We start from the raw sequence: 22,623 nt of genomic DNA, 5'->3' as shown, positions 1-22,623 counted from the left end.
TCTTAAATATTGCGGTTTTGAATATTTAAAACATGGACGACGTAGGTTATGCAAGGGAAAAGTCAACTATCAGCCAATAACAGCCAAGATGAACAGGTAATGATGTCGAGAGGTATCGTGTAGATAGGGAGCTAAAAGAACAAACCTCCAGCAGGATGCATGTAGCGCTGGAGGTTTTTTAGCCTGTGTATTTGAGGTATTAGAGGAGTGGGTTGAAGAGATAGAACACTCGCTCTAAGAACCGAGAAAATAGGCTCCTTTTCTCCCATTCTTCCAATACAACAGTGTGAGATTGCTTAATATAGCTATCTTGTAACCAAGACATTTGCTTGGTGAACTCTTCGTCATCAACGGCGAGGGTCACTTCGAAGTTCAGCCACAAGCTGCGCATATCCATGTTTACGGTGCCAACTAAACAGAATTGGTCGTCAATTACGACAGATTTTGTATGCAGCAAACCACCATAAAACTCATAAATCTTGACCCCTGCACTCAAGAGCTCACTATAAAAAGCGCGTGACGCCCATTGCACCATCATAGAGTCATTTTTATGGGGAATAATGAGTTCAACGTTAATGCCTCGTTGTGCTGTCATCTTTAACGTTTCGAGTAAATCAGCATTGGGCACGAAATATGGTGTTGTGATTCGTACCGAGCGATTGGCTTGGTTTATTGCCAATGTTAATACTTGATAGATCAGATATTCCGGCATACCTGGGCCAGAAGGCACAACCTGAATAGGGTGTTGGAATTCACTCTCATCGATCTTGCATTCAGGTAGTCTTGGTAAATGACGTTCGCCAGTTTCGACTTCCCAATCCCAACAGTGGATGGCACTCAATACGTTTACCGTTGGTCCTGTAATGCGAACCATGATATCCACCCAATGCCCAACGCCACTATTTTGCTTGAAGTAAGCCGGGTCAACCAAGTTCATTGAACCTGTATAAGCAATTTCATCATCAATTACGATGATCTTGCGATGTTGGCGAAGATCAAGACGACGTAAGAAAATACGCCACATCTTCACTTCTAGCGCTTGAATAACTTCAATTCCAGCATCCTGCATCATTCGATACCAAGGACTTCTGAAAAAACGTGGACTACCTGCTGAATCGAGCAATAGTTTGACATCTACGCCGCGTTTAGCCGCTTGAATAAGCGCAGAAGCGACAGAGTCAGCCAAACCACCCGGATGCCAAATGTAGAATACCATTCGAATACTGCTCTGCGCGTTTTCGATGTCTTCAATAATGGAATGCAAAATCTCATTAGGTGACTGTTGCAGCGACAATGTATTACCGCTCAATGCGGGAAGACCAAGGCGGTTGTTACAAAGTTCATCAATTCGGTAGATGTGCCTTCCCATCGTTTCTGGGTTGTGCGCGTTACAGTCGTTAAGCTGACTGAACCACTTCTCGAATGGTGTAAACATCTCTTTCGCACGTTCGGCTCGCTTTCTGCCTAAGTTCAGTTCACCGAAGAGGAAATAACATGCGACACCCAGAACGGGAAGGATATAAATGATCATTAGCCAAGCTAAAGACACGCTCACTGCACGGCGCTTTAAAACGACACGAATGGTCACACCTGCGACCAGTAACCAATATAGCCCGATGCCAGCTAAAGTAAGAAAGTGATAAAACTTGTCCATATACGCTCAGAGTAATATGCCCTTCTAGGATATTAAGCATAAAAGTGGGTTAGGGGAATAGATTTCCCATTTAGACGTGGGATTGACCTTATATGAGGAACGAATTTCATAACAGCTGATTCTGTTATTTTAATGTGAAAAATAAGGCCATTCTTTAACTTTTGAACAAAAAAGCAGCATTTAACCTGCGTAACTCGACACTTGTGCGATAAATGTACTTTTTTGGGGTTCCAATTTTAAAGGGGAGCTGCTTTACTTTCTAGATATAGTGCGTCGAACGCTTATTTTATAAGTGTACAATAATTTTTACATAAACTTTTTAGACGCCTATCTCTATGCATACACAACAAACTAATTTTGGAGAAAAAGCGTGGCTACAACTAATACAGCAGCACCACGTGATACGTGGGGGTCTAAACTAGGCTTCGTAATGGCAGCAGCGGGTTCCGCTGTCGGTTTAGGCAATATATGGAAATTCCCTTACACAGCGGGTGAGAGTGGCGGCGGTGCATTCGTTGCTATCTATCTTATCTTTGTAATTTTTATCGGCTTTAGCGTGATGCTGACAGAGTTCGCTATTGGTCGTAAGACAGGTCTTTCTGCCGTAGGTGCATTCAAAACAACTGACCGACGCTGGACGTTCACTGGCGTTATGGGAGTCTTCAGTGGTCTTTTGATCATGGGCTTCTACCCAGTGGTTGGTGGTTGGGCATTGGCCTACATCTTTAAAGTGGGCGGTGGTCTACTCAGCGCGCCAGAAGCAATTGGCGACAGCTTTGGCGCTTTCATCTCAGATCCGATTCAGCCTCTCATGTGGATGGGTGTTTACCTGTTCCTTAACGTCATGATTGTGATGAAAGGGATCTCGGGTGGTATTGAGAAAGCCGGTAAGGTTCTGATGCCGCTTCTGTTCTTAATCCTAATCGTTGTTTCTGTTAAGGGCTTAATGCTGCCAGGTGCAATGGCTGGCCTTGAGTTCTTATTCATGCCGGACTTTTCTAAAGTCGACAGCAACGTGGTTCTTGCTGCACTAGGGCAAGCGTTCTTCTCACTTAGCTTAGGTATGGGTTGTATGATGACGTACGGTTCTTACCTGAAGAAGAAAGAGAACCTAGTTCAAACAACCGGTATGGTTACTGCGATGGATACAGGTGTCGCGATTCTTGCTGGTGTTGCTATGTTCCCAGCTATGTTTGCCTTTGGCATGGAGCCTGCAGCAGGCCCTGGTCTTGTATTCGTTGTCGTTCCTCAACTATTTGCTGAAATGGGCGGTGTGATTGGGTTGCTATTCGCGTTGCTATTTTTCATCGGCTTGACGGTGGCGGCATTAACTTCTTCAGTATCACTATTGGAAGTTGTCGTGTCTTACCTAATCGATGAGAAAGGCATGAAGCGCTCTAACGCTGTTCTGTCTGCAAGTGCAGTTATGGCGGCATTATGTATTTTTGCGTCACTATCGTTAGGTGGAATGGGACCAACGCTGTTTGGTACCGGTGCCTTTGATATCTTCGACTTGCTAACGGACAAAATCTTCCTAGCGGTTGGTGGTATGTTGGTTTGTATCTTTGCAGGATGGCGCCTAAGCCGTGCTGAGCTAGAAAAAGAGATCACTAATGACGGCGAAGTATCCTTCCCGCTATTTGGATTGTGGTACAACCTAGTTAAATACCTGATTCCTGTTGCGATTGCTATTGTTGCCTTCATGGGGATTAAGTCGGGCTTTGACAGTGGCAAAGGTGAAATCATGCTGCTGGGTATCGCAATCATTGGTCTTGCTGGTATTTTCTCTAGAAAGCTCTAGCTCAGGCCTTGGGGCAAGCCTCGATAGCTTTGTCCGATAACTTATGTATACTGCTGGCTCCAAACGTGGAGCCAGTTTTTTTATGTTCGATATTCTACATACCCATCCCGATTTTCTGATCATCAATAAGCATCCCAACGTCTCTGTTCATAAAGACGATGGCGACACAATGCTGCTGCAAGAAGTGGCTAAGCAGAGTGGTGATGAGCAGCTCTATCTTATCCATCGCTTGGATAAAATGACATCGGGTATTCTGCTCCTCGGACGCAACGCCAAAGCGGCCAGTGCGTTATCGCAAGCCTTTGCTGACCGCCAAGTGGAAAAGTTCTATCTGGCGATTGGCTCTAAAAAGCCGAAAAAGAAACAAGGTTTGGTCGTTGGTGATATGGAGCGTTCGCGCCGTTCATCATGGAAGCTGGTCAACAACAAAAATAACCCAGCCGTTACCCAGTTTTTCTCTCTTGCGGCAGAGCCCGGAGAACGCCTATTTTTATGTAAGCCGCACACTGGTAAAACGCATCAAATCCGCGTGGCATTAAAATCGGTTGGCTCAGGTATTGTTGGTGACCCTATTTACAATGCAGGCAATGAGGCTGATCGCGGTTATCTGCATGCATTTTCACTTTGCTTCCAATACCGAGATGAGCAATATCGCTTTGTTTGCGATCCACGAGAATACCAAGTGCTAGGTAGCAAATGGCACAGTGAAATCGTCTCTCAGGGTTTGGATACTTGGCTTTCCCCTTGGGAACTGAACTGGCCTACGATCAAATAACCGTCACAAAGAAAACTAATAAGAGAACTCGATGCAAGCATCACAACTTCCGCTGTTCTTTCAGCATCTAGAAACCGAGCTCGCGCAAGCTCCGAATGAAATTCGTCGACTGTTTCATGGTCGTGGCCGCCGTTTTGAGGGCTTAGAGCAAATCACCTGTGATTGGTTACAAGGTCAGTTGATTATCAACTTGTTTAAAGAAGTCGACGACGCGTTTCTCGCTGAGCTGAAAAGCGGCCTCAATGCGTTGGCACAATCACAACTGTGGGCAAATAAGCAAGGCCGCACTATGGTTCTTCAGCACCGTTATGCCGATGGTGCGCCTTCAGAAGTGCTTGTCGGTGAATTAGACGCTCGCCCAGTCGTTGAAGAAAGCGGTTTGAAATACCAATTGGATATTGGCCGCAACCAAAACTTCGGTCTGTTTTTGGACATGCGCTACGGTCGTGATTGGGTTCGCGAAAATTCGAAGCATAAAAACGTGCTTAACTTGTTTGCTTACACGTGTGGCTTTTCTGTCGCTGCCATTGCGGGTGGTGCAGATAAAGTGGTTAACGTCGACATGGCAAAAGCGTCGCTGTCTAAAGGTCGTGAGAACCACAAGCTAAATGGTCATAACATCAACCAGGTAAGCTTTATGGGGCACGATATCTTTAAATCGTGGGGTAAGATTAAAAAATCTGGTCAGTATGACTTGATTATCATCGATCCGCCTTCATTCCAGAAAGGCAGCTTTGCGCTGACTAAAGATTACAAAAAGATTCTGCGTCGATTGCCGGATTTGTTGGCAGAAGGCGGTCAAGTGATGGCATGTGTGAACTCGCCATCTGTGACAAGCGACTTCTTGATTGAAAGCATGAAAGAAGAAGCGCCAGAGTTGACATTCCGTGAGCGTCTGGATAACCCACCAGAGTTTATGGACGTAGACAGCGAAGCAGCATTGAAAGTGTTGCTGTTTAGCCAGAAGCAATGACGACGAAACGAAAGTTGTACCTATCTATAATACCAGCCGTTTGAGTACGGCTGGCATCTCCGCGATACCCCGTCAATCTGAATAGCGAGACGCGAGTGTGATTCAGAGTCTATTATCAGAATGAGTTATTCCTAACACGCTGATATTAGGTTTCTGATCTCGCCTAGGCTCGTCGGAATGACGGGAAACAATAAAAGATCGATACCAGCAGCATTAACCGATCTGCACTTCAAGATCCGCTTCGATGGTTGATGAGCAGGCGAGTACATAGCCTTGTTCAATTTCTTCTGGCGTTAATGTTTCTATGCTGGTGGAAGAGACGTTGCCTTGACGAACCTTGCATTTGCACGAGCCACAAATGCCGCTTCGACAAGCGACGATTAATGGTAAACCTGCGCCTTCGAGCACATCGGCCAATACTTGACCTTTTTGCGCATCGATAGTTTGAGCAAAGTCAGGAACAGAAACACGAACAACTTCATCGGAGACCGATGTTTCTTCGCCAGTCGCTGGCGTAAAACTCTCTTGGTAGAAGTTCGTCATGTCAAAACCAAGGTCATTCAAATAGCCGTGAACATCTTGCATAAACTGGCTTGGACCACACAGGTAAACGGTGCGCTGTTTGAAATCAGGAACAAGCTCTTTAAGCCAGTCGGCATTCAAACGACCTTGTGGGTGTGACGTTCCTTCGCGGTTTTTCAGCAACAACTTAAAATGGAAGTTTGGATACACAGCGTCGAACGTTTCTAGCTGATCGTAGTAAATCGTCTCTTCTGGGCTGCGCGCGATATGAAGAAATGCGATGTCCACATCGTTGTCGTTTTCATCGTGATTACTCAGCCAGTGTTTTGCTATCGAAAATACGGGCGTGACGCCGCAACCTGCACTGATAAGCAAAGCTTTTGTTTCGCCATCACGTAAAACGGGTGGGTGGTCAATGCAGTTAAATTCGCCCGCTGGTGGTAATGCTTGAACGGTATCTCCGAGCAGCAGCGAGTCAACGATATAGTTCGATACTTTACCGCCAGATACTCGTTTGATGGTGAGTTGAAGGTGATCGTCTTCATTGATCGAGCTGATTGAATAGGCACGAAACTCCATTTTTCCATCAATTTCGACGCCCAAGTTAATAAACTGGCCAGGTTTAAACTGAAACAGAAGTGATTCGGTTAGTTCGGCCAATTTGATGCTGACGGTGTCGTGTGTTTCGAAGTATTTGTCGATGCAACGGAGTGTGACGGGTTGGTTACCTTGCCATTCAAAAAACATAACAATCTCTTTGGTTGTGGCTATTTTTAGTTCGAAATAGATAGCGCCTCCACGTAAGGAGGCGCGTAACAAGCAGGTTTATTAGGCTGCTAGGATGGCTTTTAGATCATCCTGAACATTGCCAATACTGCGCATATCGAACTTCTCTTGGATGATGGCGATTAGGTTTGGCGTTAGGAATGCCGGTGCAGTAGGGCCTGTGTAAATGCCTTTCACGCCCAATGCAAATAGCGTTAGCAAGATAACGATCGCTTTTTGCTCGAACCAAGAAAGCACAAGCGTGAGTGGCAGTTCATTGATGTCACAGTCAAACTCTTTCGCCAGTGCAAGTGCAAGCTGGATTGCAGAGTAAGCATCGTTACATTGGCCCACATCCAATAGGCGAGGGATACCGTTGATATCGCCGAACGTATTCTTGTTGAAGCGGAACTTACCACACGCCAACGTCAGGATTAGCGTGTCTTCTGGTGCTTCAGCCGTAAAATCGGTGTAGTAGCTGCGTTCCGCTTTATCACCATCACAACCGCCGACTAGGAAGAAGTGTTTGATGTTGCCTTGCTTCACTTGGTCGATAACCGCAGGGGCGGCGTTCATCAGTGCATTGCGACCAAAACCAACCGTGATGTGGTGTTCGATTTCATCGTGTTGGAAACCGTCTTGCGCTAGAGCACATTCAATCACTTGGCTAAAATCATCGCCTTCGATGTGAGCCACTCCAGGCCAGCCAACAATACTGCGGGTGAATAGACGGTCTGCGTATTGACCCACATTTGGATTCAACAAACAGTTTGACGTCATTACGATTGCGCCAGGGAAGTTTGCGAATTCTTTCTGCTGGTTTTGCCATGCGCTGCCGTAGTTACCGACAAGATGAGGGTATTTCTTCAGCTCTGGGTAGCCGTGTGCAGGCAGCATTTCACCGTTGGTGTAAACGTTGATGCCTTTGCCTTCGGTCTGTTGCAGGATTTTTTCTAGGTCATGCAAATCATGGCCAGAGACAAGAATACATTTGCCTTTTACTGGTTTGACGTTCACCGTGGTTGGTTCTGGATGGCCGAAGGTCGTTGTTTCGCCTTGGTCGAGCATTTCCATCACTTTGTAGTTCATCAAGCCAATGCGCATTGAGCAATCAAGTAGTTCGCCAAGATCTTCAGGATCTGTGCCCAACCACGCCATGATTTCATGGTATTCGGCATAGATATCGTTGTTGGTTTGCTCAAGAACGTGTGCGTGCTCCATGTACGCGGCTGCACCTTTAAGTCCGTATAGGCAAAGTAGGCGTAGGCCAATAACATCTTCATGTACTTGGTCTTTACCACGGTTAACCGCGACTTGCGGAGCAAAAGTTAAGATTGCTTCTGCGCTGTTTGGTAGCTCAAAGTGAGCAACCGCAGGAATGTCAGCAACTTCGGTATCGGCGAGCGTGGCGGCAGACATCACTTGTTCTTTTAGCAATGCTTTGTACGTTGCAGCTTGAGAAGTTAACTCTAAGATGCGTTCAGGGTCGAAGTTTACGTTCGTCAATGTAGAGAAAAATGCTTTTGGTGCCCATTGGTTGATTTCATCGTTAATGATATTGAATTCAAGTGCTTTTGATGCCCAAAAAGAAACCCCTTGCAGTGTGTAAACCAACACGTCTTGTAGGTCTGATACTTCAGAAGTTTTGCCACACATGCCTTGTGCAAAAGAACAACCTTTAACAGCAGGGGTTTGAATTGTCTGTTCACATTGAATACAGAACATATTGGGTTCTCCAGTGATTATTTTAATAGTCGTGATGTTGAGCACTAGAGAGCAGAATGCGTGCCAATTGTTATCTTATTGATTTATATTTAATTTTATCGTTTTTAGATGAGTGGTTGATGTAATTAAGACAACGCAGTTGATGTCTTAATTACATCGGCTTCTTGTGGTTGGTTATTTATTGATCCCGAGCTTTTTACCCATTCGATATAAGTTCCCGCGATCCATTTGTAAAAACTCCGCTGCTTTTGCCCAAACGCCACCAGTTTGGCTCAAAGCATGTTCAATTAAATCACGCTGATAGCTTTCTATCAGCTCCCGCATTGGTTGGCTTTCTTTAGGCAGATAATGCGATGTGTTTTTTACATCATCGAGAGCCAATGAGGTGTCGAAATGGTTAAGCATGATCGTGCTTGCGCCTTGTTGAATGGCGTGTAAAGCCGCGCGAGTTAAAGTGTGTTCGAGCTCGCGCACGTTTCCGTACCAAGGTAAAGATTCCAATTGAGTCAACACTTTAGGATGAACGTGAAGATTGGGTGCATTGAATTGTTGGCGTACTTTTTCCAACAAATATCCTGCTAAAACGGGAATATCCCCGTCACGGGCACGCAGTGGGGGGACTTGGATTGGGAACACGTTCAAACGGTGGAAAAGGTCTGCTCGAAACGTGCCAGATTCGACCTCTTTTTCTAATTGTCGATTGGTCGCGGCGATGATGCGCACATTGACCATCAAATGCTGATCGCTACCTACACGTTGCAGCTCGCCTTGCTGAATTACGCGCAGCAATTTTGCTTGCAAAATCAAAGGCAGTTCGCCTACTTCATCAAGGAAAATCGTTCCACCGTCTGCCAGTTCAAACTTACCGGCACGGTGGCTATTAGCACCTGTAAATGCGCCTTTGACATGGCCAAACAGTTCACTTTCAGCCAGACCTTCAGGCAGGGCCGCACAGTTGACGTAAATCATCGGCTTATCGCTACGATGAGATTGCGCGTGCACCGAGTGCGCAACCAGTTCTTTACCAGTACCGGTCTCTCCTGTGATAAGTACCGCGTAATCTGATTGAGCAACGGTCGCAATGTTGTTTCGTAACTGGTTAATCTGCGGACTCAAACCCACCATTTCGCCATGTTGAGAACGGGCTTGCTGGATAAGGGTTTGAGTGACGCTTTTTTGCTTCTGGTTTTGCGCTTTGAGTGCTTTTAATTGAGCAATGTTACGCAATGTCGCAGCGGTCAAAGCCGCAAAGGTTTCGATAGCGACAGGGTCAATGTCATCAAACGCGCCCACCGTTAGAGCATCCATAGTTAGTGCGCCAACAAGTTGGCCTTCTACATACAAGCTAAAGCCCATGCAATCGTGAACATCAATGCACTGGTCTTCGGTTAATAGTGTGCCGTCAAAAGGATCAGGCAGTGAACAATCGGCATCGAAACGCACCGGTTCGCGGCTATGAATAATGGCATCTAAGCGTGGATGCGCTTTGGGGAAATAGCGACGACCTAAGACCGAGCTGGATAAGCCTTTTACCGCGACAGGAGTCAGAAACCCATCCTCATCGAAGATAAACAGGCAACTAGCATCACATGGGAATACTTGCGCGACCCCATCAATGAGGTTTTGATATTGCTGTTCGTGAGAGCGATTAGAGCTGAGGTTTAGCGCGATATTAAGGAGTACGTGGTCAACAGTCGGAGTCATAACAAGCCCAAAGTTATCTGGAATGGGCTCATGCTAGCAACTTGATGTCATTTGAACATCGAAAGGTGTGGGAGATTGATGTTCCATTGACGACGATCAAACTTGATACAAATAGAATCGCGCAAGCCGATAAGTAAGCAATGTACGCTTGCGCGGATTAAGCTCTTTGAAACAAAACAGCAGACCAATGGAACGGAGTCATCGTGTTCAAATTAGCGAGGTACAACCCTTGCGTCATTACCAGACATGTTGATTTGAACCGCTTGGCCTGGCTGAAAAATCATGTTTGGGTTTGCTTCTTGAACGACAGAGATTATTTTTCCATCCTCTAAGCGAATGGTCAGATTCACACCATTTCGTTTCGCGGTTGCTTCAGCGGCTTTACTGCCGGCATAACCACCCAGCAGACCACCACCAATAGCTGCGATATCCGAGCCAGAGCCGCCCCCGACTTTTGAGCCTAATATGCCACCCACGGCGGCACCAGCGATTGTGCCTATGGCGTTGGATTGGGTAGAGGCATCAATGGTTACTGGTTCAACTTTTTCAATCGTTCCGTAGTAAACCTGCTGAACTTTGCGCGTGTCTGAAGAGCCGTATGCATCTCCGTACGGGTTAGGTGAGGTACAGCCGCTAAGCATAACAATACAAGACATGATGAGCAGCATACCTAGCTTGACGTATTTTTTCATATAGCCTCCGAATGATTTCTCTCCATCCAAAGAGTATATACCCCAATTTAATATATGCTTTAGTGTTATATAAAACAGGTGCTTAGCGGCTGTTCTCTCAAGGAAACGTGAACTTCTCAGTGGTTTAATGGCCTTTAAGCGTATGAAACCCAGAGTAAATACGTGTGAATGTGGTAAACCAACATGCTGCACCAAAGATATAAGCAATGACGGCAAAGTGTTGCGGTAACAAACAAAATAGCACCAAACAACCAATGGTTTCAGTACCTTCGGTTAAACCGCTCATGTAGTAGAGAGATTTGTGTTTATACACTGGATTATCGATGCTTTGTTTGCCTGCCATGATGGCAAAAGCCAAAAAGCTGCTTCCCGTCCCGACAAAGGAAAAAATCAAAAATGCCCCTGCAATGGCATTTTGTTCTGGATTTGCCAACACAAAACCAAAAGGAATCAGGGAATAGAACAGAAAATCCAAGCTGATATCGAGAAAACCACCCGCATCGGTAATGCCTTGAATTCTCGCCAGTGCGCCGTCTAATCCATCACAGATTCTGTTCAGCAAAATAAAAAGCAACGCCAGCAAGTACTGTTCGGTGATCAAAGCCGGTAGGGCAAAGCAGCCAAGCACAAAACCAAATACTGTCGTTTGATTTGCGGTGATGCTACATTTGTTGAGGTATGTCGCACTGAGTGCCAGCGGTTTGCGGATGAGCTTTATACTCAGGCTATCAAGCATGATTTGTCTCCCACGGCCAGTTTAGGCAGCGGCTGCCATTGGGGATATCGTCTTCATCGTGCGTTACCATCAAAGTAGGGATGTTCGCTTGCTGCAATTGCTCGACCACCCAACTACGGAATTGCACGCGCAGATCTTTATCTAACTTGCTGTAGGGCTCATCGAGTAGCGCAACTTTCGGCTTTGCCAACAGCATACGAGTCAAAGCAATACGGGCACGTTGTCCTCCGGAGATTTGATCTGGGAAGGATTCGGCAAGTTTGGTCAATGCAATGTTCTTCAGTGCTTGCATGGCGTGTGCTTTACGCTCCTCACCTTTGATTGAGTTTGGCAGCGCGAATGCAAGATTCTCCCACACCGTTAAGTGAGGGAAGAGCAAATCGTCTTGGAACAGAATACCGACCTGACGTTTATGGGCAGGGAGGGCATCCAACTTTTCGTTATCAAGCGTAATGGATCCAGAGTAGCTGAACTCGGCGGAGAGATGTCCAGCAATAGCATCCAACAAAGTGGATTTACCACAACCGCTTGGTCCCATCAGAGTAACAATTTCACCTTTCTCTACGGTCATGTTGAACGCTGAGAAAAGCGTGTCGCCATTGGTTTTACGGATGGCGAGGTTTTCGAGACAAAGACTCATTCAGTAGTAAACCTTTTATAGACAAGCGGCGATACTTCACGTGTAAGCGGCTTAGTAGTATCGCAAAAGAGAAGAACAAGAACGGCAAGAGTGCTTGCCAAATGGCGTAAATCGCGGTGACACGTCGGTCAAAACCACTGGATAGCGCAACGGCTTCGGTTGTGATGGTGCTAATGCGCCCAGCACCTAGCACCAATGTCGGCAGGTATTGCGCCAGACTTACGCTAATACCGACCGCCCATGCGAATGCAATCGCAGGTAGTAAAATTGGCAGTTTCACTTTTAACCAAGCTTGCATTGGTGATTTGCCTAAGCTGAGTGCGACTCGAGTTAACCCATTGTCGAAGCTGCGCCACGGACCGTCTAGCGAGAGGTAAATAAATGGGAATGCGAAGAACACATGCGCCCAGCATACCCAAAAGAAATACGCGTTACTGTTAAAATACAGTGTCACTACTTGCATACCGAATAGCACCGATAGCTGAGGAATCAGCATTGGGATGGCGATAATGTAACCGGGCACCTGCCAGCGATAACGAAGGCGATACTCGTGTGCGATCAAGGCAAGGGCTAGAGCGACGGTCGCGCTGATAACGGCAATCAGCATGCTCTGCTCCAGCGTGCCAAGAATGCTGTGCCATTCGTATTCCCAAAAACGCAGGCTATAGCGGCTCGGTAGTAAATCTGGAAAGCGCCAGCGTTGAGCAAAGCTCCATACCACCATGAGTGGAATCATTAGAAGTGCGAGTAGCGCAATCAGTGAAAACAGGGTCTTACCGGGTAAACGAAACCCGTTTCGACCAGAGTACTGCCAGCGTTTGAAGCCTTTGGTAATACACCATTCTATTAAGCGTGCAAATCCAATCAAAAGGCTAGCGATCGCAAACAACACGACCGCGCCTGCGGCAGCTCTTGGTAGTAGCGATAAATCAGGGTCGTTAAACCACTGCCACACTAAAACCGCAAACGTTGGTGGGTTGGTAGGGCCAATAATCAATGCAACATCGACAACCGACAAGCTGTAAGCCAATACCGCCAGCATTGGAAAGCGCAGTTTTGCTATCCACTGTGGGAACACGCATTTCCACCACGCTTGCGCCGAACTGTAGCCCATTGAGTGACTGACTTTTTCAATCTTATCGACTTTCAATTGCTGAAGAATTGGAATACTCATCAACAATAAAAACGGCACTTCTTTAATCGCAAGCATGATGATCAAACCGAGTGCATGCGGATCTTTAATCAGCAATGCTAAGTCATTCACCGTTTGCGCATTGGGATCGTAACCAAACAGTTGGTTGAGAACCCTAACGCCCATACCAGTTGGGGCAAACAAGAACGCAAAGCCAATCGCAAACGCTACGTGCGGCATGGCAAGAAGTGGCGAGAGGCTTACTTCAATTTTTCGCCAAAACTTGCTGCCCCACGATGCTTGCAAAATCGCAAATGTGATCAAGCAAGCCAAGTAGCTACTGAAAATGGCAGAGTAGAAAGTCAGCCCGATGGATGTCCAAACACCCTCCCAATCAAAAACAGCGTTAAAGCCATCTAAAGAAAAGTGGTGCAAGCCGATAGGAGGCACATAACCGAGCGCAGAGACCACCACTCCGAGTAGTCCCGGAATGGTAGGTAAAATACAAACTGCGATAATGACTAAATATAGCGCTCTTAACATGGGCTTTTATTAATTCCCGTAGCGTTTCAACCATTCTTTTTCTAAGGCAGATTGCCAACTTGGATGCGGCTCAGCGATAGATTTGAATTGTTGAGTATGTTTAGCCGAACCTGTTAGGTATTGGCTGCTTAGCACTGAAGGATCGCCCCAGATGTTAAGGTTACCTTTGCGAGATTGTGCTTCAGGGCTCAATAAAAAGTTTATCGCAACTTGCGCACCAGCACTGGCATTTGCGTTCCAAGGAATCGCTAAGAAGTGAATGTTTGAGAGTGCACCTGCGTCCATCGCATACGCTTTGGTACTTTCTGCAAGATTACCGCTCGACTGCGCAGAGAAAACCGCGTTCGGGTTAAAGGTAATTGCCAGGTCAGTCTGACCATCATCCAGTAGTTGAAGGGTTTCTGCTGTACCGCCTGGAAACTGTTTACCACCGCGCCAAGCGACTTTATGGAACTCATCTAGGTAAGCCCATAGCGGTTGAGTAACTTGTTCAAACGTGTCATCGGTAACTGGTTGTTGCAGAGCAGGGGCGTTGTTAGACAGTTCAATGAGTAATGCTTTAATAAAGCTTGTGCCATGAAACTCTGGTGGGCGAGGGTAAGTTAGGCGATTTGGAAACGCCTTTGCGTAACTCAGCATTTCAGCAAATGATCGAGGAGGGTTATGCAGGGTTTGCTCATCATGGATAAACACTAATTGCCCCACACCCCAAGGTGCTTCCAGACCTTCAGTCGGCTCTGAAAAATCCACATCAATTGGCAATGATTTATCGACGTATTGCCAGCTTGGCAAACCTTCAACAAAAGGACCAAACAGCAATTGGTTATCCTTCATTGATTTGAAGTTTTCGCCATTGATCCAAACCATATCAACACTGCCACCGCTGTTTTTACCTGCGGCTTTTTCTGCGATAAGTCGAGTGGTGGTCTCAGAAATATCGGTGACTTTAACGTGGTTTAGCGTCACGTTATAACGCGATTTTAGCTCTCTACTCGCCCACTGGATGTAGCGATTAATTTCTTGGCTTCCGCCCCAAGCATGAAAGTAGACGGATTGTCCGTCGGCTTGTTGTTCGATTTTTTGCCATTCACTAGCAACCGATGAGTTGGCAAAAGAAGATGTCGCGAAAGTGGTGGCTAAAATGCCAACGGTACTGAGTAGCTTTTTCATATCTATTCCGTGTTATGTCTTTTTATTCTCGTTTCCGGCGTTATTGACGTCTAAACAAGTCGCTCCGTTTTGTTACAAGGATAGTAATCCATCTCTCTCTATTATCAATGGCAATCCCAAACGGAATCACTCATTGATTCAAAGAATTATTCTCAATGTGAAGCAAAACGAAGAAAGGACAATTCTGGTGTCGTTTTAGGTATACAAGATCGGACCGCTTGTTTGACGATATTCTTTCAAGTAATTGAAAATTATTGTCCTCAAGCAACTTCGATATGTTGATTTGGAAGACTTAACCCGCGTCGTAGACGTCGCGTTGAGGGCGTAAAGAGGGAAAGAGTTTGTCGTTTTGAACGATTTTGCTAACCGAAACGTGCGAAACAGACATCCTGCCTGCTTTGATATGGATTAGGAGGCATAAAAAAAGCAGCCATTTTATGGCTGCTCTTAGAATATGAAATGGGACTTAGTTTACCCAATCACGCAGCTGAAACGTTAGTTCGTGATCGTCATTTTTAAGCATTAGCCCTTCTTTGGTTAGCGTTATATCACTCCATTCAGTAAGAGTTTCAGACATCGCTTGCTCAATTTTCATTTGGTCATCCATACACATCTTCATGGTCATTCCCATTTTTTCGATGCGTAGTTGATTGTTTTTTAGTTCAGCTTGACCAAAGAAGTTGTTACAACCTGCGTTGCCGTTCGCGGTTAGATTTTCACCGATTTCTAAGCGAGGCGCTTGCTGACGTTCTTTTAATTCGATGTTTTTACCATCAATCTGAACCAGCTCCCAATTATGGTGCTGTAAATCTTGAGCCGTAATTTCTTTCACATTGTCACCGTTGCTAGCACATGCAGTCATAAGAACAGGAAGAGAGATTGCTGTAACTAACGTTTTTAGGCTAAGCTTCATTTTATAGACTCCGTTTTTAGAAAACGTGGTAAGTATAGGTAATAAAACACTGTTTTTGTCAGCATAAGGTAATAGTTTCGTATTACTGTGACAGAGTCCAGTTTATATACTCAAACGGCTTCAAGGTGCAAGATGTATAGCACTGTTGGGAGCGTATATTGAAGTCGTTATAATATCATTACAGCACAGCGAGCAAAAAACGGTTAGAGCATGGAGCAACTAGAGTTTTTTACCGTCCCAAACCCTTGCGTTGGTATTTGTAGTGTGGACGAAAAAGGGTATTGCAAAGGATGTATGCGTAAAAGAGAAGAGCGATTTAACTGGCTCACTTATACGCCTGCTCAACAGTTGCATGTAATTAAGCTATGCCGTCAGCGCTATAGAAGAAAGGTATTGGCAGGGAAGGGAAAGGCAGAAGAGTCTCAAGAAGAATTATCACCACAGCAAAATCTCTTTTAAATTTCGAATTATCCCGGCTCGGCAATAATCAATGATGAGCCGGGACTGTATTAGCTCTTACTATGCGGTGCGTGTAAGGCAAACTCGTTAAATTAGCGCTACTTCATTGACCAACGGTCACTGACCCATCCCCCAGCATGTTCGTCAAAGTGGCTTCCTGAAAATCGATGATTGAATTCAACATCTAATTTACTTGTCGGGCGTTCATCCATCAGCTGATGAATGTATCTCGCCATAGGATCCGTGCAAGCTTCGCGCTCTCTACGGGTAACCACTTCTTTGATCATTTGAAGTCTGTAGCTATTGCTGGCTCGTTTCATTTTTGACCTCCTGAACTCGATGGCAGCAGTTTGAACATATTGACGTCCAGATCGCTGCTCATTGGTGAACGCTTGGCGGCGAATCACCTTCGTTTTAGGTCAAAAAGACAAATTGTTTGAGAGCAGTGTTTGTAACGCCATTCACATCTTTCCTAGAATCATCCACTAAGCTACGAAACTTCATAGCGAAAAGTTAGTTGATGAATCTGTATTTTCGAAAGACCTTATCAAACATAGAAGCCCAGCACATGGGCGTCAACAACACAAATGAATAATTTTTGAACACTTTATGAAGGGCGATAATTTTCAGCACTTTAACGAAAATAAAAAAACCGAAGCGTCACGCTTCGGTTTTTAGGGTGGCTCTGACGGAACAACTTCTAAAAGCTCTTCACGTCAGAGTGTAAGGTGTTTTTAGCTATTAGTTGCAGGGCAACCTTTCACTGCTTGACCGTTACTGAAGTACTTGATGTTTTCTAAGTTCTTGTTGTAGCTATCCGCAGAGATCTGTGGGTTATTTACGAAGAACTCACGTAAAACGTATGCATCGGTTAGCTGGGTAGATTGAACATCGATGATTGGGTAGTTATCGCCACCAGCAGCACTGAAGCTGATTACAGAGAATGTGTACGTTGCGTCTAGATCGAAGCCTTTATCGTTAATGTCGGTAATGGTTACTGAGCCAGCATCACAATCTACATCTAAAGTGATGTTATCCAGTTGAGCGTAAGCACCAGAGCCTGCAGATTTCGTTGCTACGACATCAAGGTACTCTTTTACTTCTTGACCAGTCATTGTCGCTTTAGTCACGAAGTTACCGAACGGCTGGACTGTAAGTACGTCACGGTAAGTGATGTCACCATCTTGGATTGAATCACGCACGCCGCCAGAGTTCATCACACCAAAGTCAGCACCTACCGTTTTGTAAGTACGGTATGCCTCGCCCAGCAGATGACCTAGGTTAGTTTGCTGAGAGCGAACTACGTTACGATCACCTTCTAACTTACCCGTTGTATTAGAAATCTTCTCATCTAATAACTCTTGACCTTGCTGTTGGTATGGCAGTAGTAACGCTTTTACCGTCGCATCTTGTTGAATGCGTTCACCGATAACTTCATCGTTGTCGTCCAAAAGGTTTACAGGAATCAGTGCATAGTTCGCTAAGTGAAGCTTGCCGTCGTAATATTCGAAGTCCGCACGACCCACATATTTACCCCACTCATGCGCTTGCATAATCCAAGTGCCTTTTTGTTGGTCTGGCGCGCAATCATCACCAGGTTTGAAATCAGCATACTCATTGGTACCTGGCTCCATACACACTGGGTTTTGTGAGTGACCACCGATGATAGCGTCTAGTTGTCCCTCTTCAAGAGAGCGAGCGAGCTTCACGTCCCCTGGTGCTTCACTACCATTATTACCATCTTGGTAGTGACCCATGTGCGTCGTTGCAAATACTAGGTCTACTTTTTCGTTTTCTTCGATTTCCTTAAGTACTTTTTTGATTTCAACTTGAGGGTCTTCGAAGTGGATGTTTGATACGTTGTCTGGATTAACTAGCTTCGCCGTGTCCTGGGTGGTTAGACCAATAACAGCGATCTTAAGGCCGTTGATAGTAAATACTTTGTAAGGGTCGAAGTAACGCTCATTGGTATCTTTCTTATAGATATTCGCAGCCAGCATAGGGAAGTCAGCTAGCTCAGCTTGCATATCGAGAATATCTAGTGAGTTATCAAACTCGTGGTTACCGACAGCCATTGCATCGTAACCAAGTAGGTTCATCCCTACGAAGTCTGGAACCGCATCTTGCATGTCTGATTCTGGTACGCCGGTATTAATATCACCGCCAGACAGCAGAATGGTTTCACCGCCTTTTGCTTCGACTTCTGCGCGAATAGATTCGATTAAAGTGTGACGCGCAGCCATGCCATATTCGCCGTCGCTGTTATGCCAAAAGCGACCGTGGTTATCGTTAGTGTGGAGAACGGTGAACTTAGTGCAAGAATCTGCAGTCTCGCAGGTTACTGGAGAATTATCGCTGTCTGAGCCGCATCCTGCTAGCGCAGCGCCCACTGCCATTACCAAAAGAGATTTGGAAAACTTCATAAGGGATCCTTTCTTTGTGATTTTGTTATTGTTACGGCGTGAAATATACGGAATTAATGTGAAACTTTAGTGATCTATCTCTTATTTATACTTCTATCGGAGACATGAATTAATAAGCCTGCAAACTACGTCTCCAATTAAACAGAAATAGTTTTTAGTAAATTGAAATTAGAGGGAGGGGGTTATTTTGTGAAGTGGCCAATTGAATGAATGTGGTTTGTGTGAATCAATGCGCATTTTTGCGAAGTATAGCGCTGATTTTGGTGATTATTTTGCCAAGTTCATGTTTTTCTTAGCAGCTATGACACAAATCGTTATAAATTTTCGCTCTGATGATGAGGGAAATGTTTTGTATATAAAATGATCATTGTAAAACCCAAACTCGTTTGAGCTTGGCTTACTCTGTTTAATACAACCAGAAATGGTATTTCTCTCTTTACTATAATTGCGACCGTTTAGAAATCTTATGCCTTAGATATCGTTTATTTATTCTTATTCGATACCTTACCGTGTTTATCCCGCTTTCGATACCCGGATGTTAAAACAAATAGATTCAATCTAATGAGCGAAAGTGAAACGTAAATAACGTGGAGTTTTCTTCGAATATTACGATGTGCACTATCATTGAATTAATGAAAATGAAATGGAGTAATGTAAAGCGTGCATCTGTGGCTGCTCGCTTTGAGCTTCGATTCAAAGAGTAGGGTTGAAAGAATTTGTAAGTGGTGAATTTTAAGAAAGGATAGTAATGAGATACACAGTAAGGAACGCAGTCAGAGAGGAAGCAACTCAAATCGCCAAGATACATGTTGATTCGTGGCAGGTAGCATACACAGGGTTAATGCCACAGAGCTACATCGATCAGTTTACGATTGAGCGCCGAGAAAGGATGTGGACGCGAGTCATGACTGAGCAACTGGCCCAATTGATCGTCGTTGAGAGACAAGAGGAAATCGTCGGCTTTTTAAGTTACGAACTACCTAACCACAGCTGTGAAGATAAAACGGCGTGGGTAACATGTTGCTATGTCTCTCCTTTGCATTATGGGCAAGGGGCAGGGAGTGCATTGTTAGATGAACTAGAAACGAGTCTACTCTCTACGCCCGTTATGCAGATAAGCCTGAAAGCACTGGATACCAATAAACAGGGGCTTAACTTTTACAAGAAGTGTGGTTTTGTGCGTACTGGAGAGGAAGAGGCGGAAATCATTGACCGTATGACGCTGACGGATCTTACTTTAGTGAAGTATATTGCCCGTTCGTAAATCAATTGTTATATGCCACATATAGTAAAACCCCGGAGGTGGTAAGACTCCGGGGTTTTGAAATTTTTTAGATGTCTCGGTTGGTAAGTCCGATTATCTTTAATGCAAAAGGTTTGGATTTAATCCGATTAATTCCTTGGTAGGGAATTAGATACGGATGAAGTCCATGTGTTCAACTTTTGGCTTGAACGCGTGACGTTGAACGTCTTGTGGCTTAACTTTAACTTCTTTGCCATCGATAACTAGAACTAGGCCTTCGTAGAATTCAGGCTTGTCCATTTGGTTTACGATGTCGTCGTGGTTAAGAACGATAGCTACTGCTGCTTCTTCACCGCCGTATACAACTGCAGGGAATTTGCCAGCGTGACGTAGGCGGCGGCTCGCACCTTTACCTAGTTCAGTACGTACTACTGCTTCGAATTTCATAGTATTTACTCTCAAATTAGTAAAAATCAAATGTTCACAATCAACAATGCGACCTTGTTGTTCGTGGTAAAGCTTGAAACAGGAACTGTTCAAGCGAGCGCGGATACTATCATTCCACTTATAAATGGGCAACCCAAATCGTATCCAAATCAACAAAAAGGTATGATTTAGCTGGGTGGAAGGCTATCCCTTTTAACGCTTTGCTTGGATTTTGTTCACATCGGCTTCATTTTCATCGGTTTACTAATCATGGTCCGAAGAACAAAGTTTATGCGTTATATGCTTTATGTTCGGCTTAGGTGTAAGACTAAAGATGCTTTTAAGCCACCTAAAGCGCTCGCTTCCAGTGTTAATTGACCTCGGTAACTGTGTGCCATTTCACTAACTATATTTAGACCAAGACCTGACCCAGGGGTTGCTTCATCCAATCTAACGCCTCTCTTGATTACTTGACTCAGTTTCTCTTTAGGGATGCCTGGTCCGTCATCTTCAATGATGATGTGTATATTGTCTTTATCCTGAGAGGAGTGCACACGAATCATGTTGTTGGCCCACTTATAGGCATTTTCAAGCAAGTTACCCAGCATTTCGTCGAGATCGGTCTGCTCTACCGCTACATTCAGCTCTGAATCAAGTTCATTAATTAAGGAGATATCTCGGCTCGCATACACTTTATCAAACGCCATTGAGATAGCATCCACACGCTCTGCTGGGTTCGATTTCACTGATAAAATATTCATAGACCCCGCCATGCGGGCACGGCCCAGATGGTAATCGATATGATCTTGTATTTGATTGATCGGAGGACGCAGACGGGATTGCGTATCAGGTTCTAACGTCTGTACTTCATTTTTTAGGACAGAAAGTGGGGTTTTTAGTGCATGTGAGAGATTGCCAGCATGATTCCTAGCTCGTTCTAACAACTCCTGATAATGGAAAAGCAGAGCGTTGAGGTCGAAGATAAGAGGAGAAATCTCTTTCGGATAGGTTTCTTCTAGACTCTTTTTGTTACCAGACTTCAGCTCGGCCAACTCTTTTTGTAACTTCGTAAGCGGACTCAATGACCATGCAATTTGCAACAAAATGACGGCAAGAACCCCTGCGAATAATAAGCCTAAAATAAGCCAGAGTTGACCGATTAGCGTTTGCAGGGTGCTTTTGATAGGCTCTTCGTCAATACCAATAATGATATGAATAGGCCCATCGTAATCTGGTAAGTACAGAGCTTTTTCGATGGTAATCAGCCTTTCGCCTCTCGCGCCGTAAGCATCGTTATCCAGACCTTTGTATTCGATTTTTTTGTCCCACAAAGAACGAGAACGCTCGAGACTCGTCTCGGTAGAGGCACTCCAATATAAACCACTGTAAGGTCGGTTAAATCGAGGATCTGAGAGCAGAGCAGCGAGTGAGAGGTGCCCAGTCTCATCGACTTCTAACTGAGCGGCGATTTCATCCATAAAAATGCTCAGCTGTGAGCGAGTGTCGTCAACCATATAGTTGTACACTTGGGTCGGTATCGTCACACCAGCTGCGAGGATCATTGCCGTCAACCAAACGATCGCCGCTAAAACGAGGCGACTTTTGATACTCAGTCGTTTTATTGCGTTCAACGGTAGCCTGTTCTTATTCGGCATTTAATTGGTATCCCAACCCTCGGACAGTTTTTATGATCTTTGGCGCGATTTTTTTGCGAATTCGGCCGATAAAAACTTCGATTGTGTTGGAGTCACGATCAAAGTCTTGTTTGTAAATGTGCTCGACGAGTTCGGTGCGAGAAATTACTTTTTCTGGGTTATGCATAAAGTAAGCGACCACTTTATATTCCAGCGCCGTTAAGCTTACTGCTTGCCCTTGCCACATTACTTTAGAAGTGCGCGTATCCAAGCTCAAGTCGCCAATTTGCATCACAGGAGAGGCGTTACCTGATGCTCTTCGCAGTTGCGCGCGAATACGAGCGATAAGCTCAACCATTTCAAACGGCTTAGTTAGGTAATCGTCTGCACCTGCGTTTAGACCTTCAACTCGCTGCGTTAGGGTATCGCGAGCACTCAGGATAACGACAGGGGTATTGATGTTTTCATCTCGAATGCCTTTTAGCACGGTGAGGCCATCCAATTTCGGCAGTCCTAGATCAAGAACAATAGCGTCCCATTCTTCCGATGTCGCGCGATACAGAGCGTCTATGCCATCTTGAGATAATTCTGGTACCCAGCCGGTACTTTCTAATGTTTCGATGATTTGCTCGCCTAAACGAGGGTCATCTTCAACGACAAGTATTTTCATATTGGTGATTCTTATTATGTTTG

20 protein-coding genes are annotated in these 22,623 nt (G+C 45.1%); 5 read left to right on the top strand and 15 right to left on the bottom strand.

Going from position 1 to position 22,623, the window contains the following annotated elements; all coding sequences use genetic code 11:
- Positions 1 to 199: 199 nt before the first annotated feature.
- Positions 200 to 1,654, bottom strand: coding sequence for a cardiolipin synthase (gene cls / locus R7P36_RS02325; RefSeq protein ID WP_017820861.1), 1,455 nt, complete (start codon positions 1,652 to 1,654; stop codon positions 200 to 202).
- Between the two features lie 430 nt (positions 1,655 to 2,084).
- Here cls and R7P36_RS02320 point away from each other — a divergent pair, with 430 nt between their 5' ends.
- The 3 genes from R7P36_RS02320 to R7P36_RS02310 all read left to right on the top strand — a co-directional run bounded on the left by R7P36_RS02320 (position 2,085) and on the right by R7P36_RS02310 (position 5,203).
- Positions 2,085 to 3,455 (top strand): sodium-dependent transporter, encoded by a 1,371-nt coding sequence (locus R7P36_RS02320; protein WP_318122009.1) that lies wholly within the window; start codon positions 2,085 to 2,087, stop codon positions 3,453 to 3,455.
- A gap of 82 nt (positions 3,456 to 3,537) precedes the next feature.
- A complete protein-coding gene (locus R7P36_RS02315; protein WP_005393273.1) occupies positions 3,538 to 4,230 on the top strand; it encodes a TIGR01621 family pseudouridine synthase in 693 nt (230 codons plus the stop codon).
- A gap of 31 nt (positions 4,231 to 4,261) precedes the next feature.
- A complete protein-coding gene (locus tag R7P36_RS02310) occupies positions 4,262 to 5,203 on the top strand; it encodes a class I SAM-dependent methyltransferase (protein WP_318122005.1) in 942 nt (313 codons plus the stop codon).
- A 213-nt stretch (positions 5,204 to 5,416) separates the two neighbouring features.
- On the opposite strand, the gene R7P36_RS02305 is transcribed toward R7P36_RS02310, so the two are convergent.
- The 9 genes from R7P36_RS02305 to R7P36_RS02265 all read right to left on the bottom strand — a co-directional run bounded on the left by R7P36_RS02305 (position 5,417) and on the right by R7P36_RS02265 (position 15,745).
- Positions 5,417 to 6,472: a hybrid-cluster NAD(P)-dependent oxidoreductase gene (locus R7P36_RS02305; RefSeq protein ID WP_318122004.1), complete on the bottom strand. Its 1,056-nt coding sequence runs from the start codon at positions 6,470 to 6,472 to the stop codon at positions 5,417 to 5,419.
- 81 nt (positions 6,473 to 6,553) lie between these two features.
- The gene (gene hcp, locus R7P36_RS02300; protein WP_074191130.1) at positions 6,554 to 8,215 is read right to left on the bottom strand and encodes a hydroxylamine reductase; all 1,662 of its coding nucleotides are present in this window, start codon (positions 8,213 to 8,215) and stop codon (positions 6,554 to 6,556) included.
- 174 nt (positions 8,216 to 8,389) lie between these two features.
- Positions 8,390 to 9,919, bottom strand: coding sequence for a nitric oxide reductase transcriptional regulator NorR (gene norR, locus R7P36_RS02295; RefSeq protein WP_024699896.1), 1,530 nt, complete (start codon positions 9,917 to 9,919; stop codon positions 8,390 to 8,392).
- 212 nt (positions 9,920 to 10,131) lie between these two features.
- Entirely contained in the window at positions 10,132 to 10,611 is a 480-nt protein-coding gene (locus tag R7P36_RS02290; RefSeq protein ID WP_012841939.1) for a glycine zipper 2TM domain-containing protein, read from the bottom strand.
- Between the two features lie 124 nt (positions 10,612 to 10,735).
- Positions 10,736 to 11,347 (bottom strand): CDP-alcohol phosphatidyltransferase family protein, encoded by a 612-nt coding sequence (locus R7P36_RS02285; protein ID WP_318122003.1) that lies wholly within the window; start codon positions 11,345 to 11,347, stop codon positions 10,736 to 10,738.
- Positions 11,340 to 11,987 carry an ATP-binding cassette domain-containing protein gene (locus R7P36_RS02280; RefSeq protein ID WP_269044121.1) on the bottom strand — a complete coding sequence of 216 codons (648 nt, stop codon included), beginning with the start codon at positions 11,985 to 11,987 and terminating at the stop codon, positions 11,340 to 11,342. Before R7P36_RS02280 ends, R7P36_RS02285 begins: the two co-directional genes overlap by 8 nt.
- Positions 11,953 to 13,662, bottom strand: coding sequence for an ABC transporter permease (locus R7P36_RS02275; protein WP_318122002.1), 1,710 nt, complete (start codon positions 13,660 to 13,662; stop codon positions 11,953 to 11,955). The genes R7P36_RS02280 and R7P36_RS02275 overlap by 35 nt, the downstream gene beginning before the upstream one ends.
- Before the next feature lie 9 nt (positions 13,663 to 13,671).
- Positions 13,672 to 14,832 carry an ABC transporter substrate-binding protein gene (locus tag R7P36_RS02270; protein ID WP_047008619.1) on the bottom strand — a complete coding sequence of 387 codons (1,161 nt, stop codon included), beginning with the start codon at positions 14,830 to 14,832 and terminating at the stop codon, positions 13,672 to 13,674.
- Positions 14,833 to 15,298: 466 nt separating this feature from the next.
- Complete coding sequence (locus tag R7P36_RS02265; RefSeq protein ID WP_005393252.1) at positions 15,299 to 15,745, bottom strand: META domain-containing protein; 447 nt, start codon at positions 15,743 to 15,745, stop codon at positions 15,299 to 15,301.
- 210 nt (positions 15,746 to 15,955) lie between these two features.
- Between R7P36_RS02265 and R7P36_RS02260 the strand changes: the two genes are divergently transcribed.
- Positions 15,956 to 16,204 (top strand): DUF1289 domain-containing protein, encoded by a 249-nt coding sequence (locus R7P36_RS02260; protein ID WP_048626242.1) that lies wholly within the window; start codon positions 15,956 to 15,958, stop codon positions 16,202 to 16,204.
- A gap of 98 nt (positions 16,205 to 16,302) precedes the next feature.
- Here R7P36_RS02260 and R7P36_RS02255 read toward each other — a convergent pair whose 3' ends face one another.
- Positions 16,303 to 16,524: a hypothetical protein gene (locus R7P36_RS02255; RefSeq protein WP_005393249.1), complete on the bottom strand. Its 222-nt coding sequence runs from the start codon at positions 16,522 to 16,524 to the stop codon at positions 16,303 to 16,305.
- 414 nt (positions 16,525 to 16,938) lie between these two features.
- Positions 16,939 to 18,627 carry a bifunctional UDP-sugar hydrolase/5'-nucleotidase UshA gene (ushA, locus tag R7P36_RS02250; RefSeq protein WP_104974244.1) on the bottom strand — a complete coding sequence of 563 codons (1,689 nt, stop codon included), beginning with the start codon at positions 18,625 to 18,627 and terminating at the stop codon, positions 16,939 to 16,941.
- Positions 18,628 to 19,375: 748 nt separating this feature from the next.
- Between ushA and R7P36_RS02245 the strand changes: the two genes are divergently transcribed.
- Complete coding sequence (locus tag R7P36_RS02245) at positions 19,376 to 19,891, top strand: GNAT family N-acetyltransferase (protein WP_318122001.1); 516 nt, start codon at positions 19,376 to 19,378, stop codon at positions 19,889 to 19,891.
- A gap of 147 nt (positions 19,892 to 20,038) precedes the next feature.
- On the opposite strand, the gene rplY is transcribed toward R7P36_RS02245, so the two are convergent.
- The 3 genes from rplY to R7P36_RS02230 form a co-directional block, all read right to left on the bottom strand.
- Complete coding sequence (rplY, locus tag R7P36_RS02240) at positions 20,039 to 20,317, bottom strand: 50S ribosomal protein L25 (RefSeq protein WP_005393245.1); 279 nt, start codon at positions 20,315 to 20,317, stop codon at positions 20,039 to 20,041.
- Between the two features lie 284 nt (positions 20,318 to 20,601).
- Positions 20,602 to 21,951, bottom strand: a complete 1,350-nt coding sequence (locus R7P36_RS02235; RefSeq protein WP_318122000.1) for an ATP-binding protein — start codon at positions 21,949 to 21,951, stop codon at positions 20,602 to 20,604.
- Positions 21,941 to 22,600: a response regulator transcription factor gene (locus R7P36_RS02230; protein WP_005378073.1), complete on the bottom strand. Its 660-nt coding sequence runs from the start codon at positions 22,598 to 22,600 to the stop codon at positions 21,941 to 21,943. The genes R7P36_RS02235 and R7P36_RS02230 overlap by 11 nt, the downstream gene beginning before the upstream one ends.
- Between the last annotated feature and the right edge of the window lie 23 nt (positions 22,601 to 22,623).

Origin of the sequence: Vibrio sp. 397, assembly GCF_033339395.1 — a bacterium.
GTDB lineage: Bacteria > Pseudomonadota > Gammaproteobacteria > Enterobacterales > Vibrionaceae > Vibrio > Vibrio alginolyticus.
The sequence above is the reverse complement of the archived record's forward strand: the minus strand, read 5'-3'. Positions and strand labels throughout refer to the sequence as shown.